This window comes from Streptomyces sp. SAS_281, assembly GCF_052542855.1.
Genome location: NZ_JBMNDO010000063.1, coordinates 12,953 through 27,663, shown reverse-complemented (window position 1 = coordinate 27,663; position 14,711 = coordinate 12,953). Strand labels below are relative to the sequence as shown.

The following is a 14,711-nucleotide window of genomic DNA, read 5'->3' as shown; positions in this document are numbered from 1 at the left end:
GGTGCCGTGGAAGCGGCGGTGACGTCCGGGTCAGCGCGTCCCGTAGCGGATGACGCGGGTGGGCACGACGGTTCTGCGGGCGGGGATCGGCTCGGCGGACGAGCCGTTGATCCGGTCGATGAGCATCTGGCCCGCCCGCCGGCCGATCTCGTCGGCGTCGTAGGAGACGATGGTCAGGGGCAGGCCGAGGACGTCGGCCAGGTCGAAGTCGTCGAACCCCGCGAGCGCGACGGGGCGGCCGCGTCCGTGCACGGCGCGGATGGCCCCCTGGGTGAGCCGGTTGTTGGTGCAGAAGAGCGCCGTGGGCGGGTCGGGGGCGTCGAGGAGTGCGCGTGCGGCGGCCTCGGCGGTGGGTACGTCGGTGAGGCCGCGCCGCACATGGCTCTCGGAGGGCTCGATTCCGGCCGCTTCGTGGGCCGCCCAGTAACCGCGGAACCGTTCGGCGCCGGTGTACAGGGCGGGCGGGTTGCCCAGGAAGGCGATGCGGCGGTGGCCGTCCGCGATCAGTTGTCCCACGGCCTGTTCGGCGCCGCCGAAGTCGTCGACCAGTACGCAGTCGGCGTCCATTCCGGCGGGTGGCCTGGAGGCCAGGACGATCGGCATGCCGCGCAGCGCCGCGGGGGCGAGGTGCCGGTGGCTGCTGCCGGCCGGAACCACGATCATGCCGTCGACCTGACGGCCCGCCAGGTCCTCGACGAGGCCACGCTCCCTGTCGACCTGCTCGGCGGTGTTGCTGAGCAGGACCCGCAGGCCGTGTTCGGACGCCACCTCCTGTACGCCGAGCGCCAGGCGGGAGTAGAACGGGTTGGCCAGGTTGGTGACGACCAGCCCGATCATGCCGCTGCCGCCCAGGCGCAGGCTGCGCGCCGTCTCGTTGCGCCGGTAACCCAGCGCTTCGACGGCTGCCAGGACGCGTTCGCGGGTACTGCCGCTGACCCGGGCGTCGTCCTTGAGCACGCGGGAGACGGTCATGGCACTGACACCGGCGCTCGCGGCCACGTCGCGCATCGTCGGGGCGCCGGTGTCGCCCGAGCGGTGCTGAGCCATGAGCGGTTCTCCTGCGGGTTCGTGGACGGGCGTGGGGGTCGGTGACGCGGTCATTCTAGGTCGGAGTCCGCAGGGCGGCGGCGTCCTCGCGCAGGGCCCAGTGGGCGGCACCGATCAGGGGCGCGTCAGCCGGGCGCAGCGCCGTGACGGCTGGGGGCGCGGCCCCCGCCGCCCATGTCTCGAAGCCCTCGCGGACGGCGGGGCCGACGAGGTCCCACGAGCCGGCCATGGATCCGCCGACGACCATCAGGTCCGGCCGGAACCGCTCGCACCAGGGTGCGAGGGCCCGTCCCAGGGCGCCGAAGCAGTGCCGGATGGCCTGCCGGGCGGGCGCCTCGCCGTTGCGGGCCGAGGCCGCGATGTCGTGCACGTCGGGGAGGGGACCGTGGCCGGGGAGTCCGGCGGCGGTGGCGTAGAACCTGCGGATCGCGCGTCGCGAGACCACCTCCTCCAGCGGGAGTCCGTGCGCGGTGAGCCGGTGGGCACGGCCGCCGGGCGGTACGTCGGGGCCGTCGGTCACGGGCCGGCCGTCGAGCAGGAAGGAGGAGCCGACGCCGGTTCCGAGCGTGATGCACAGCACCCGGCGCCGGCCGGCCGCGGCACCCGCCCGGTACTCGCCCAGGGCGAACGCGTCGGCGTCGTTGACGAAGCTGATGCGGCGGGGTGCTCCGGGGAGCCGGACCAGAAGTCCCGCTCCCACGTCGACTCCGTGCAGCGATTCGAACTTGCCGATGCCGCGGAAGCGGCCGGTCCCGGTTTCGTAGTCGAACGGGCCGGGTATCGCCACGCCCCAGTGGGCACCCGCCGGAGCCTCGACCCGGGTACCGACGACGGCGATCGCGTCCAGGAGCTCATCGGCCGGCGCGTCGGCGGGGACCGGCTGCCGCACGACGGCCGGCGGTGCGGTCCCCGCGGACGCGGTGTCGATGACGGAGGCCGTCACGTGGGTGCCGCCGATCTCCAGTACGGGGACGCGGCTCATGCCGGGCTCACCAGGGACTTCACCACGTGCACCGGGTCGCTTCCCACGGGGCGCAGCCGGTAGCCGCCCACGCTCGCGGGCACGGTGAGGGTTTCGGCGAAGGCCAGGTCGTGCACGTCCCCCCGGTCGGTCTCCACGACGACGCCGCCGCCGGAGGAGACGTTGAGGATGTGGAAGCGGCCGTCGGTGTCGTCCTCGGCCGGCTCCGGCCCCTCGATCACGAAGCGGTGCACCGCGTAGAACATCTCGGGCAGCGCGCCGATGACCTCCTCGCGCCAGCCCCGGCCCTCGCGCACGGTCCGCGGCTCCTGCACGAGTTCCTTGAGGACGTCGTCGCCGCGCCGCGCGGTGTCGAGGTTGGCGAAGGCGTGGGCGGAGGAGAGGGGCCTCGGAGCGCCGGAGAGGCCCTTGCGCAGCCAGTCGTAGAAGCGCAGGGAGTAGAGGTAGGGGGTGGCGCTGATCTCCAGGACCAGGTTGCCCTCGCCGGAGGCGTGCGGGGTGCCGGCGGGGATCATGTAGAGCTGCCCGGTGTCCGCCGTGTGCGTCATCACATGGTCCTCGACGCGCAGCGGGACTCCGTCCGCCGCGGACGCCTCGACCTCCTCGCGCATGACTGTCACGTCCGTACTGTCCCGCAGCCCGAGGTAGACCTTCGCACCGGGGTCGCACGCGGTGACGTAGTACGTCTCGTGCTGGGTGTAGGGCCACCCGAAGGTCTCCCGCATGTACTGCTCCCGGGGGTGCAGGTGCAGCGAGAGGTTGCCGCCGCCGACGGTGTCGAGGTAGTCGAAGCGGATCGGGAAGGACGTGCCGAAGCGGCGGTGGACGTCCGGGCCGAGGAACGTCTCGGGGTGGAGCTCGCAGAGCAGCTGGAAGGGCAGTTCCACCTGGGCCGTCTCGTCCTGGCCGACCAGGACTCCGGCTTCGGGGGCGATCAGCTCGTAGCCGAGTGCCGTGTTGCCGTTGCGGGGCTCGAAGCCGAGTTCGCGGGCGGCCCACTGCCCGCCCCACGCGGTGGAGTTGAAGAAGGGGCGACTGCGAACGGGCCCCGCGGCCAGGGTGGCCAGAGTGGCTCGTACGGACGCGCCGTCCAGGGAGGCCGGGCCGTTCTCGCCCTGGAGGTCGATCCAGCGGTCGACGCGCGGGGCCAGGCGGTCGCGGTGGCGGTCGCCGACGGGCCAGTCGGTGTAGAAGAGGCTGCGCAGCTCACCGGGGGTGCCGGGCCGCCCCAGGTTGACGCCGAGGGGCAGTTCGGCGCGGGTGACGGCCTCTTCCGCGTACCGCTTGGGGAGGTCGGCCCACCACAGCAGGTCGGGCTCGCCGAGCCCGGCGCCCGGGCCGTAGACGAGCAGGACGCCGGAGTCCGGACGCGGCCGGACGGGCGGCGTCTCGAACAGGTCGTCCATGGAGAACTCGGCGAGCGGCAGGAAGAACGCGTCGGCGTCCGTGTCGGGAACGCAGAGCCGCTGGACCGCCTCGGCCGACCACAGGGTGCGCACGTCGCACAGCGCGACCCGCGTACCCCGTGCGCGCAGGGCGGCGGCGAGGGAGCCGGCGGCCTCCTCCCAGTCGAGTGCGGCGGGGCCGTCCAGGGCGAGGACGGTGGGTGTGGTGGGCACGCCGGCGACCGCGGCGGCCCAGCCGGTGACGACGGCGCCACCGGTGACGGCGTACCGCGGGTTGCGGTCATAAGGACGGGGCTGGTGCACAGAAGCTCCTGGGGAAGGGACCGGGCAAGCACTCGGATGGTATCGATAACACGCTCAACGAACAAGGAGCCTCCCAAATACCGCCACGTATGCCCTGTCCAGGAGCTATTTTTCGAGCCCTCACGGAAGAACCTCTTGTTTCGGCCACATGGTGTCGTTAACATCCTCGCAACCCGAAGCGCGGAAACGCACGCCGTACACGCTTCCGGCGGCCTCTCCACCGAACACCGGAGCCAGGGACCCCCGGCGGGGTCCAGAGGGAAGTGAGCGCATGAGATCAACCGGCGAGACGACAGAGCGGTCGTCTCACCCGCTCCGCAGGCGCACCGTGCTGGCCGGCCTCGGGGCCGGTGCGGCAGCCGCACTGGCGGGCGGCTGCGCGCGGGGCGACAGCACCGCGGCGAAGCCGGGGACGACGTCCCTGGCCAACGACAACGCGACCTGGGACGACGGCTACGTGGCCGCCGGACGCGAGCTGAAGAAGCTCACCGGCTACGCCCTGCGCCCCCTGTCGAACCCGAACCCCACCGCGTACACCCAGGTCACGCAGATCTCCCTGCAGACGACCAAGGCGACCGATCTGATCAAGTGGCAGTCGGGCTACAACCTCAAACAGCTCGCCCGCACGGGCAGCCTCAGTGACCTGACGCAGCTGTGGGAGGCATACGAACGCAAGGGCTGGGTGACCAAGTCCCTTCGCGACTCGATGTCCTACCGGGGCGCCGTGTACGGGATGCCGCTCTACCAGTCGTACTACGTGCTCTTCTACAACACGCATGTGTTCGACAAGCACGGCCTGCGGGCGCCCGAGACCTGGGACGAGCTGCTGCACACGGCCGAGGTGCTGAAGAAGTCCGGTGTCGTTCCGTTCGTCGCCACGCAGAGCGGCAACTGGCCCGCCTACGAGTGGTTCGAGGAGCTGATCAGCAAGGTCGACCCGGTGTTCTACGCGGATCTGATCGCGGGCCGGGCGCGGTACACCGATCCGCAGGCGCACAAGGCCATGCAGATCTGGCAGGACTTCATGAAGAAGGGCTGGATGACCCCGGCCGACTTCGATCAGAACAACGGTCCGGCCGCGCTCAAGACGGGCAAGGTCGGCATGTTCCTGCACGGCTCCTGGCAGTCGCAGGGGCTGGCCGCGGCCGGGATGAAGCCGGGCGAGGACTTCGACGCCTTCGTCCTGCCTCCCGTCGACACTTCCACCAAGCGGTCCGTGATCACCGAGGCGGGCGTGCTCGCCGTCCCGGAGAAGGCCGTGTCGCACGACGCCGCGATGGCCAACGCGGGCCACTGGCTGCACCCCTCGGTCCAGCGGGTGTGGACCGACTTCCTCCAGGACGGCTCGGCCAACCCGAAGGCGGTCACCTCCAACCCGGTGCTCGCCCGGCTCAGGAAGCGGGCCCTGGACGAGCACTGGACCGAGCTGCCCCGCTACGGGCAGTCCGGTCCGCCCAATCTCATGCAGGGGAACACCGATGACCTGGGAGCCTTCATGACGCACGCCATGTCGCCCGAGGCGACGCTGCGCAGCATGGCGAGCCGTGCCACCAAGGAGTGGGCCGCGTGGAACAAGGACGAGTCATGACATCCGCCCTCGACGCGCGCCGTACCCGGGCCGGCGCCTCCCCCGCTCCCAAGGCCCCGCCCGCCGCCCCGGCCCGCAAGCCCTCGCGCGGGCTCAGGGACCGGTTCGCCTCGGCGGGCTTCCTCGCCCCGGCCGTCCTGCTCGTCGCCGGCCTGCTGCTCACCCCGTTCGTGGTGACGCTGTACCGCGGCTTCTTCAGCGACAGCCGGGTCTCCGGCTTCACCTGGTTCACGAACTACGGGCTCTTCCTCAGCGACCCGGTGCTCGTGAAGTCCGTGGAGAACACCCTGATGTGGGTGGTGGGTACGGTGGCTCTGCCGCTCGTCCTGGGGCTCGCCATCGCCGTCATGACGAACGGTTCCGGGTGGTCCCGGGTGGCGCGGCTGCTGGTGGTCCTGCCGTACGCGATCTCCGGCTCGGCCGTGGCCGTCGTCTGGAACTTCCTCCTGACCACGGACGGGGCGGCCAACCAGGCGCTCGACGCGCTGGGGCTGGGGTCCTTCGCCCAGGGCTGGCTCCTGGAGTGGCCGGGGAACACCCTCGTCATGATCGTCGCCAACACCTGGCAGGCCACCGGGGTGGCCGTGATCCTCTTCCTGGTCGGCCTGCAGACCATCCCCCCGGAGACCCTGGAGGCCGCGTCGCTCGACGGCGCCGACGGGTTGCGCAAGTTCTGGTACGTCGTCCTGCCGCAACTGCGGACCGTGTCGGTGATCGTCGTCGGGAGCAGTCTGGTGAACGGGCTGAAGTCGTTCGACCTGATCTGGGTCCTGACCCAGGGCGGGCCGGGCCGCAGCTCGGAGACGCTCGCGGTCTCGATGTACCAGGAGACCTTCCTCGCCCTGCGCCCCGGCGCCGGAGCGGCCGTCGCCGTCGTCCTCACCGTCATCGTGCTGCTGGCCTCCTGGCTCTACCTGCGGCGCCAGCTCACTCCGAAAGGCGCCTGAGCATGTCCACACGCCGCGTCTCCGCCGGCACCGCCGTCCGTAACACCGTTCTGGTGCTCGTCTCGCTCCTCTGGGCCGTACCGACCTGGCTGCTCCTGGTCAACGCGCTGGTACCGGCCGCCGAATACGGCGGCGCGCCGCACTGGCTGCCGCACGGGGGGTTCGGTCTCTTCGACAACATGTCCGAGGCATGGTCCCGGGCCAGGCTCGGTCCCGCGATGGGCAACAGCCTGCTCTACGCGGTGACCAGCTCGGCCGCGGCCATCGTGGTGGCCACGACCGCCGCGTTCGCCACGGTGATCATGCCGGTCAAGCGCAAGACCATGTGGTTCTGGCTGATCTACTCGGGCACCCTGCTGCCCCTCCAGGTCTTCCTGCGACCGCTCTTCCTCGCGTACGCGAACACCGGCCTGTACGACGCGCAGATCGGGCTGTTCCTCATCTACGCGGCGGTGGCCATCCCGTTCGCGTACTTCATCATGCGCAACTTCGCCCAGACGCTGCCCGCCGAGGTGATCGAGGCGGCGCGGCTGGACGGCGCCTCCTGGTGGCGGGTGTTCTGGCAGATCCATGTACCGCTGTCCCGGTCCGCGATGATCGCCGCGTTCGTCTTCCAGTTCGTCGCCGTCTGGAACGACCTGCTCTTCGGCATCACCCTGTCCACGAGCCGCAATATCCGGCCGGTGATGGCCGCACTCGCCGAACTCCAGGGCAACTACTCGAACGTGGGGCCCCCGGTCGTCCTCGGCGGAGCCCTGCTCGTCTCGCTGCCGACCGTCGTCCTCTTCTTCGCGGCGCAGCGGTTCTTCGTCAGCAGCCTCAAGCTCGGCTGAGCCGTGCCGTACCGCGTGCGGACATCCCGCACGGACGCCCCGAGCCGATTCCCGAAAGGCATCCCGGTGAAACTCTCCGCCCGTACCGCTCTCGCCCTGGCCGCGGCACCCCTGCTCTGCGCCGCCCTGTGCCCTTCCCCCGCCCTCGCGGCCTCGCACCCGGCGACGGGCCCCTGGAAGGCCCGGGCCATGCAGACGTACGACGCGCTCCAGCACCACCTGTACCAGGGCGCGGACGACCACGGCCTCTACCAGGAGGCGACACCGCACCGCAGCGCCGACAACGCCCACTCCTACCTCTGGCCGATGCGGGAGGCGGCTGCCGCGACGGTCGACATGGCCGGCCTTCCCGGATCGGGCACGCGCTACACGGCGGACGCGGCGGAGCGCTTCACCACCCTGGAGCTGTACTTTGAACCGCGCGACGGCAGGCCCGGCTACGACTCGTACCTCCCGGCTCCGCTCGGGCAGGGCGGTGACGTCTTCTACGACGACAACTCCGTCGTCGGGCTGACCCTGCTGGACCAGTACAAGGCCACCGGCGACTCCGTCTACCTGCGCCGGGCCGAGCTGGCCTTCGACATCGTCAGCCGCGGCTGGGACGACGACCCGGCCAGGGAGTGCCCCGGCGGGATGCACTGGGTCGACTCGCCGGCCAACGACATGCGTGCCGCCAACGTCACGGGTCTGGCCGCGGAGCTGGCCGCCCGGCTCCACCAGGAGACGCACGAGAGCCGTTACCTGACGAGCGCGCAGCGGTGGTACGAGTGGAACTGGTCGTGTCTGCGCCAGTCCCCCGGGCTGTACCGCAACAGCCTCGGCGACGACGGCTCCGTCAACTCCACCCTGTGGACGTACAACTCCGGGGCCATGGTCGGTACCGCGGCCACGCTCTACAAGGCCACCGGGGACCGCTCGTATCTCCGGCGCGCCGTAGAGGACGCCGAGGGGTCGCTCGCGTACTGGAAGCAGGGCGAGCGCCTGCACGACCAGCCGGCGATCTTCAACGCGATCTACTTCGACAACCTCCGCGTCCTGGACGGGATCCGTCACGACCCGGCCTACCGGCAGACCGAGAGCGCCTACGCGGAACGCGCGTGGGAGGAGAACCGCGACGCGTCCACCGGTCTCTTCCGCTTCCAGCCCTCGGGCGGCGGCGACTACGACCCGTCCGCCTCCGCCGAGACCCTGGAGCAGTCCGCGATGGTCCAGATCTTCGCGGGTCTCGCCACCGACGCCTCCTGACCCCGCACCTTCCCGCCCGCCCCACGCACCGAACCGGCACCATGCCAGAGCGGAGACCCCTCTCCATGCCCCGCCCCCATCTGTCCCGCCCCTCCTGGTGGGACTCCGACATCGCCCGCGACATCCTGCGCGACCGCGGCGTGAGCGCCACCGGCGTCCTCGGCGGACATCCCGTCCGGTTCTGCTGCGAACCACTGCTGCGCCGGGACGGTGACGGAGGGCTCCTCCAGTCCGTGCGGATCCAGGCCGGCCGCCCCGTCGGCCGGGCCGTGGTCACCACCCTGTCCGGCACCTCCGTCCGCAGCGAGCTGATACCCGGGCCGGCCGGTGAGACCCGGCTGCTCGTCCCCGAGGTGGACGCTCCGCTGGCGGTGCTGGTCGAACTGCCGGACCTGGCTCCGGGTGAGCAGGTCGAGGTCCTGCTGACCCCGCAGCGGCACTGGACGCTGCACCTGGTCCAGCACGCCCATCTCGACATCGGCTACACCGATCCCCAGGGCACTGTGCTCGCCGAGGGCCGCAAGTACCTCGACTCCCTGCTCGAACTGTGCCGTGCGACGGACGACCGGCCCGACGCGTCGAAGTTCCGCTGGGCCGTCGAGGGGTTCTTCAGCTTCGAGAACTGGTCGGCGAACCGTCCGCCGGAGCAGGTCGCACAGTTCCTGGAGCGGGTGCGCCAGGGGCGCATCGAGCTGACCGCGATGCCCTTCAACCTGCACACGGAAACCTGCTCGACGGACGAGCTGCACGAGTTGCTGCGCCCGGTACGGGAACTGCGCGCCCGGCACGGCATCGACGTCACCACGGCGATGCAGACGGATGTCCCCGGCCAGGTCGTGGGGCTGCCCGACGTCCTCGCCGACAGCGGCATCCGCTATCTCTCCGTCGCCCACAACTGGGCGGGCCGGGCCGTGCCGCACCACACCGGCGGCGGGGCGCTGCCCCGGCTGTTCCGGTGGCGTGCGCCGGGCGGCCGCAGCGTCCTGGTGTGGCGCACCGACACCCCGCACGGGCTGGCGTACATGGAGGGCTCGATCCTCGGGTTCGACGAGTCCTACGACCGGGTCGACGATCTCCTGCCGCACTACCTCTCGGCGCTGGCGACCCACCAGTACCCGCACGAAGGGCGCGGGATCCCCGGCTTCCCGGTCCTGGACGAGGAGTTCAAGGGCGACCCCTACCCGTGGGACGTGCTGCACCTGCGGGTGCTCGGCAAGTTCGCGGACAACGGGCCGCCGCGCCGGATCATCGCCGACACGGTGCGCCGGTGGAACGAGGAGTGGGCCTTCCCCGTTCTGCGGACGTCACGCAACGAGGACTTCTTCGTGGACGCGGAAGCCCGATACGGGGACCGTCTCGAAACGTTCGAGGGCGACTGGAGCGACTGGTGGGTGGACGGTGTGGGCGCCGGCGCGGTCCCGCTGGCCGCCACCCGCGACGGTCAGGCGGCGCTGGCGGATGCCCAGACGGTCGCGGGACACGCCGAGATCCTGGGCGCGGCCGGTTCGGGCACCACGGCGTCGGCCCCCGACGTGTACCGGGCGGCCTCCCTGTTCAACGAGCACACCTGGGGCGGTGGCGATCCCTGGACCCACGGCGACCACGGGCACGCGTCCGGCGAGCGCCAGTGGCACTGGAAGTACGCCCAGGCCCTGCGCGCCCACGACGACGCGAAGACGCTCCTGGACGGCGCGGGCGCGGCCCTCGGCGGCCGGCTCTCCCCGCGCGAGGGGGCGCTCGCCGGTTTCTACGTGACCAATACGTGCAGCTGGCAGCGGTCGGAGACGGTCCGGCTGTTCCTTCCCGAGAGCACGGTCGCGCTGGAGGACCCGGTCCGGGTGCTCGACGCGCGCGACGGCTCGGTGCTTGAGCACACCGAGGAGGCGCAGGCCAACGAGCTGCACCGGGCGGCGGGCCGCTTCCTGTTGTTCCGGCTCGCGGAGGTGCCGGCGCATGGTGCGGTACGGGTGGACGTCGTCGCGGACGCTGGGGAGGAGGCGCCGTCCGAAGGCGGGCACGCCGGCGATCCGACGGTCCTGGAGAACGAGTTCCTGCGGGTGGGTGTGGACCTGCGGGCGGCCTGGATCGGCTCGGTCGTCGACAAGCGCACCGGCCGGGAGCTGGTGCGGCAGGACGCGACGGTGGGGCTCAACGCCTATGTGTACGACGAGTACGCCACGGCGGGCGGCTTCAACCATCAGTCGAGCAAGACCACGGCGAACGATTCGATGCACCTCCTCGCCTCCCGGACGGCGGCGCCTCCGGCCGCGCTGGTGGACCGTTTCCGCGACGCGACGGGTGAGACGCTGGTCTACGAGTGCGCCCCGGCCGGCACCGAGCGGCTGCGGGTGCGCGTCCACCTGCCGCACGGGCAGGCCCGGATCGATCTGGAGAACCGGATCGTGAAGCCCGCGACGCTCACCAAGGAGAGCGCGTTCTTCGCGTTCCCCTTCGCGATGCACCGGCCGGACGTCCGCATGGAGGCGACCGGCGGTATGACGGGCACCGGTCTGCCGGTCGTCCCGGGGTCCGCGCAGCACATGCGCGCGGTACGGCGCTGGGTGAGCTTCGAGGAGGACGCGGTGGTGGCGGCCGTCGCCACCCAGGACGCGCCGCTCGTCCAGGTGGGCGGCATCGCCGTTCCGTACGCGCCCTATCCGCAGTCGCTCGCCCAGGACGAGCCCGGCACGCTCTTCTCCTGGGTCCACAACAACATCTGGGACACCAACTTCCCCTCCGAGCAGGCGTTCGACCACGTGTTCCGCTACAGCGTGGGCTTCGGGCAGGCCCCGGACACCAGCGGACCCGTCCTGGGCATGCACACCGCTGCCGCGGGCAGCCGTCCGCTGCTCGCCGTCCGCGCGCTGGGCGAGGAGAGCGCGGCCCCGGAGGCGTCGTACGGGTTGCTGACGGTCGGCGACCAGCGCGTGCGCGTCGTGGGGCTCACCGTGCCGGCCCCCGGGCAGGTGCTCGTCAGGCTCCAGTCCTTCGCCGAGGAGCCGGTCGCCTGCCGGATCACCCCCGGCTTCCCGGTCGCGGAGGCCCGCGAGGCCGACTACCTCGGCGCCGCCGGTGACGTGCTGAGGCCGAACGCCGAGGGCGTCCTGACCGTCGACGTGCCCGTGCTGGGCACGTGCGCGGTGCTGTTGCGGCTCTAGAGCACCCGTCGCCCCGGAGTCCCGAAAGGGCTCCGGGGCTCCGGGGTTCCGGGGGTACGTCCACGTCGCCCGGGTGATCTCCGGCGGGCTCGACCGGGAAGTCGGAGGGCTGTGGCCGCGCCCGCTGAACGTGGGCCACGACGGGGAGCGGATTCCGCGCGCCCGCCTGTCCGCATCATGGATCAGTGGTGACCGGGCCCCCTGCCGAGGGTCTTCAGGAGCGCCTGTGCCATGACCTCCTCGCCCTTCGCGTTCGGATGGGCCGGAGCGGCGGGAGCAGCGGGGCGCAGCGGCTCGATCCACCGGTCGGCGGGTGCCTTGCACATGTCGTGGCCCACAGTCGGTCCGTACGTGTCCACGTAGTCGGCCCGGTTCAGCAGCGCGACCGCGCGGAGCATCAGGTTGAGGCGCTTCTCCGTGTCCCGCAGGTACGGGAAGTCCTTGGCGGCGAACGGGACGTCGGGGTAGCAGCCGATGCCGTCGTCGGGAAGGAGGTCCGGGTAGCCGACGACGACCACGCGCGCGTGAGGGGCCCTCTTGTGCACCTCACGCAGTACGCGGGCGACCTTGGGTGCCGTCTGCAGGATCTTCAGCGTCAACTGGTCGTAGCCTGCGGCCCTGTAATGCCGCTGGCAGGGGTTGCCGGCGAGGTCCTCGGCACTGAGGCCGGCGCAGGTGCCGATGATGGAGCCGAAGCCGATGTCGTTGCCGCCGATCTGCAGGGTCACGAGATCCGTGTCGCGCTTCACCGCGCCCAGTTGAGCTCCGTTGGTGCCCTGCGCCTGCCACATCTCGGCGGTCGTCGCACCGCCGCAGCTCACGTCGGTGAACGAGGTGACGTGGCGCTCGCGCGCGGTGATCGACGGATAGTTGTGGTCGGAGCGGGCACAGTTCGCGTCGACCTGCGTGGGTATCAGAGGGCCGGACGTGTAGGAGTCGCCCAGCGCCACGTAGGTGGAGCGGGGCGTCCCGTGCGCATCCCGCGGCGCGGCCGAGGCCGTGCCGGTGAGACCGACGGTGAGCGCGCAGCTGCTCAGCGCTGCCAGCGTGACGGCGGTGCGCCGCTTGGATACGGCCTTGCCCCGAAGCGTCCGGTACATCATCATGCCCTCCCCAGAAATCCCGACGATCCGCGGTCGGGCAACGGTGACCAGGGCGCACGAAGCGTCAGAAGGCACCCGGCCGCTCGGCGACTCGTGCCCGGCGGACCCAACCCCGCCTGTATACCGGCCAGTAGGCCGTGAGACCAGTGATCGGACGAACTCCGCGCGGCGAGGGGGTCGGCGTCGAAGTCCCCTGTTCCTGCCCTACGACGCGTCCCGGCGGCGGGGGCCGGTGCTGAGGCAGGGATCCGCGATCCCTGGACAACCGCGGCCTTCATCCGGGTCTCGGGGCGCGCGACCGTTGGGGGGCAGACGGCGGACCGGCCGGTTCGCCCGCAGCCCGACCCGAACGGAGCCACCATGTCCCGCATCGCCCTCATCACCGGCGCCAACCGCGGCCTCGGCCGCAGCACGGCCCTGCACCTCGCCGAGGCCGGTACCGACCTGATCCTCACCTACCGCTCGCACGCCGAGGAGGCCGAGGCCGTCGTCGAGGCGGCCAGGAAGCTGGGCCGTACGGCGGTCGCCCTGCGGCTGGACACCGGCGACACGGCACAGATCCCCGCCTTCACCGCACAGGTACGTCACGCCCTGGCCCGGGAGTGGGGCCGCGACGACCTCGACATCCTCGTCAACAACGCCGGACACGGGGTGCACGCACCGTTCGAGGAGACCACCGAGGAGCAGTTCGACGGGCTGATGGACGTCCACGTCAAGGGCGTCTTCTTCCTCACCCAGGCATTGCTGCCCCTGATCAAGGACGGCGGCCGCATCCTCAACGTCTCCACCGGCCTCACCCGCTTCATCGCCGCACCGACCGCCGCGTACGCCGCGGCCAAGGGTGCCGTGGAGATCCTCACCCGCTACCTCGCCAAGGAACTCGGGCCGCGCGGCATCGCTGTCAACGCCCTCGCACCGGGTGCCACCGGCACCGACTTCGGCGGTGGCGGGGTCCGCGACGACGAGGGTATGCGCTCCGTGCTGAGCGGTGTCACCGCGATGGGCCGCCCCGGCGAGCCCGACGACATCGGCGCCGCCGCCGCCGCGCTGCTCGCCGAGGGCACCTCCTGGATCACCGGGCAGCGCGTCGAGGCATCGGGCGGCATGCTGCTCTGAAGGCCCCGGCCCGCCCGGACCGAGCCGCACCTTGCCACCACCGCGCCCCGGATGTCAGGCACCGGGGCCACGAGGGAGACTGGAACCGTGGACCGAGCACAACTCGCGGACTTCCTGCGCACCCGGCGCGAAGCACTGCAACCGGAGGACGTGGGACTGCCCCGCGGGCCGCGCCGCCGCACCCGCGGCCTGCGCAGGGAGGAGGCGGCGGCGCTGAGCGGCATGTCGACCGACTACTACAGCCGACTGGAGCAGCAGCGCGGCCCACAGCCCTCCGAGCCGATGCTCGCGGCCATCGCCCGCGGTCTGCGGCTCTCGCTCGCCGAGCGCGACCACCTGTTCCGCATCGCCGGCCACAACACGCCCTCCCGCCCCGGCAGCCTGCGCTCCGACCACATCACGCCCGGCCTGATGCGCATCCTCGGGCGGCTGGACGACACCCCGGCGCAGGTCATCAACGATGTGGCGGAGACCCTCGCCCAGACCCCGATGGCCACCGCGCTCCTCGGCGACCAGACCCGGTTCACCGGACCCGAACGCAGCCTCACCTACCGCTGGTTCACCGACCCCGCCGCCCGGCTGCTGTACCCGGAGGAGGACCACCCGCTGCACAGCCGCTTCTTCACCTCCGGCCTGCGGGCCGCCTACTCGCGGCAGGGCGCGGGCGGGCGCGCCGAGCACCTGCGCGACCTCCTGCTGGAACGCAGTCCGGAGTTCGCCGCCCTGTGGAGCGCCCACGAGGTCGACGTACCCCGGGTGGACCCCAAGCTCGTCCGCCACCCCGAGCTGGGCGTCCTCACCCTCCAGTGCCAGGTCTTGCTGGACCCTGAGCAGAACCAGGCGCTGCTCGTGTACACCGCCACCCCCGGCTCGGCGGACGACGAGAAGCTGCGACTGCTGCCGGTGCTGGGAGCACGGGCAGCGGGCACCTGACAGCCCCGCTGCACGCGGCCGTCCGGCGAATCGGTGTCGATCACGTGGGT

Annotated in this window: 11 protein-coding genes; 7 read left to right on the top strand and 4 right to left on the bottom strand. The window is 71.7% G+C overall.

What is annotated here, in order from left to right:
• Positions 1 to 30: 30 nt before the first annotated feature.
• From ACN6LM_RS22940 to ACN6LM_RS22930, 3 genes are read right to left on the bottom strand one after another with little or no spacing between them, the layout of a single operon-like run.
• Positions 31 to 1,047 carry a LacI family DNA-binding transcriptional regulator gene (locus ACN6LM_RS22940; RefSeq protein WP_445067257.1) on the bottom strand — a complete coding sequence of 339 codons (1,017 nt, stop codon included), beginning with the start codon at positions 1,045 to 1,047 and terminating at the stop codon, positions 31 to 33.
• Positions 1,048 to 1,102: 55 nt separating this feature from the next.
• Positions 1,103 to 2,029: an ROK family protein gene (locus ACN6LM_RS22935; protein ID WP_445067256.1), complete on the bottom strand. Its 927-nt coding sequence runs from the start codon at positions 2,027 to 2,029 to the stop codon at positions 1,103 to 1,105.
• On the bottom strand, positions 2,026 to 3,738 hold the full coding sequence (locus tag ACN6LM_RS22930; protein WP_445067255.1) for a class I mannose-6-phosphate isomerase: 1,713 nt from the start codon (positions 3,736 to 3,738) through the stop codon (positions 2,026 to 2,028). Before ACN6LM_RS22930 ends, ACN6LM_RS22935 begins: the two co-directional genes overlap by 4 nt.
• Before the next feature lie 271 nt (positions 3,739 to 4,009).
• Between ACN6LM_RS22930 and ACN6LM_RS22925 the strand changes: the two genes are divergently transcribed.
• From ACN6LM_RS22925 to ACN6LM_RS22905, 5 genes are all read left to right on the top strand, one after another.
• Positions 4,010 to 5,326, top strand: coding sequence for an ABC transporter substrate-binding protein (locus tag ACN6LM_RS22925; RefSeq protein WP_445067254.1), 1,317 nt, complete (start codon positions 4,010 to 4,012; stop codon positions 5,324 to 5,326).
• Positions 5,323 to 6,273: a carbohydrate ABC transporter permease gene (locus ACN6LM_RS22920; protein WP_445067253.1), complete on the top strand. Its 951-nt coding sequence runs from the start codon at positions 5,323 to 5,325 to the stop codon at positions 6,271 to 6,273. Before ACN6LM_RS22925 ends, ACN6LM_RS22920 begins: the two co-directional genes overlap by 4 nt.
• A gap of 2 nt (positions 6,274 to 6,275) precedes the next feature.
• A complete protein-coding gene (locus tag ACN6LM_RS22915) occupies positions 6,276 to 7,106 on the top strand; it encodes a carbohydrate ABC transporter permease (protein ID WP_445067252.1) in 831 nt (276 codons plus the stop codon).
• 66 nt (positions 7,107 to 7,172) lie between these two features.
• Positions 7,173 to 8,351 (top strand): glycoside hydrolase family 76 protein, encoded by a 1,179-nt coding sequence (locus ACN6LM_RS22910; RefSeq protein WP_445067251.1) that lies wholly within the window; start codon positions 7,173 to 7,175, stop codon positions 8,349 to 8,351.
• A 65-nt stretch (positions 8,352 to 8,416) separates the two neighbouring features.
• Positions 8,417 to 11,509 (top strand): glycoside hydrolase family 38 N-terminal domain-containing protein, encoded by a 3,093-nt coding sequence (locus ACN6LM_RS22905; protein ID WP_445067250.1) that lies wholly within the window; start codon positions 8,417 to 8,419, stop codon positions 11,507 to 11,509.
• A gap of 182 nt (positions 11,510 to 11,691) precedes the next feature.
• Here the strand turns inward: ACN6LM_RS22905 and ACN6LM_RS22900 are convergent, their stop codons facing one another.
• On the bottom strand, positions 11,692 to 12,609 hold the full coding sequence (locus tag ACN6LM_RS22900) for an SGNH/GDSL hydrolase family protein (RefSeq protein ID WP_445067275.1): 918 nt from the start codon (positions 12,607 to 12,609) through the stop codon (positions 11,692 to 11,694).
• A gap of 363 nt (positions 12,610 to 12,972) precedes the next feature.
• On the opposite strand from ACN6LM_RS22900, the gene ACN6LM_RS22895 reads away from it, so the two are divergent.
• Together ACN6LM_RS22895 and ACN6LM_RS22890 are read left to right on the top strand one after the other, a co-directional pair.
• Positions 12,973 to 13,728 (top strand): SDR family NAD(P)-dependent oxidoreductase, encoded by a 756-nt coding sequence (locus tag ACN6LM_RS22895; protein ID WP_445067249.1) that lies wholly within the window; start codon positions 12,973 to 12,975, stop codon positions 13,726 to 13,728.
• An 87-nt stretch (positions 13,729 to 13,815) separates the two neighbouring features.
• Complete coding sequence (locus ACN6LM_RS22890; RefSeq protein WP_445067248.1) at positions 13,816 to 14,661, top strand: helix-turn-helix transcriptional regulator; 846 nt, start codon at positions 13,816 to 13,818, stop codon at positions 14,659 to 14,661.
• Positions 14,662 to 14,711: the final 50 nt, after the last annotated feature.

Excerpts from the sequence above, each read along its gene's own strand:
- ACN6LM_RS22940 (WP_445067257.1), bottom strand. The coding sequence starts at position 1,047 with ATGGCTCAGCACCGCTCGGGCGACACCGGCGCCCCGACGATGCGCGAC.
- ACN6LM_RS22935 (WP_445067256.1), bottom strand. The coding sequence starts at position 2,029 with ATGAGCCGCGTCCCCGTACTGGAGATCGGCGGCACCCACGTGACGGCC.
- ACN6LM_RS22925 (WP_445067254.1), top strand. The coding sequence starts at position 4,010 with ATGAGATCAACCGGCGAGACGACAGAGCGGTCGTCTCACCCGCTCCGC.
- ACN6LM_RS22920 (WP_445067253.1), top strand. The coding sequence starts at position 5,323 with ATGACATCCGCCCTCGACGCGCGCCGTACCCGGGCCGGCGCCTCCCCC.
- ACN6LM_RS22915 (WP_445067252.1), top strand. The coding sequence starts at position 6,276 with ATGTCCACACGCCGCGTCTCCGCCGGCACCGCCGTCCGTAACACCGTT.
- ACN6LM_RS22905 (WP_445067250.1), top strand. The coding sequence starts at position 8,417 with ATGCCCCGCCCCCATCTGTCCCGCCCCTCCTGGTGGGACTCCGACATC.
- ACN6LM_RS22900 (WP_445067275.1), bottom strand. The coding sequence starts at position 12,609 with ATGTACCGGACGCTTCGGGGCAAGGCCGTATCCAAGCGGCGCACCGCC.
- ACN6LM_RS22895 (WP_445067249.1), top strand. The coding sequence starts at position 12,973 with ATGTCCCGCATCGCCCTCATCACCGGCGCCAACCGCGGCCTCGGCCGC.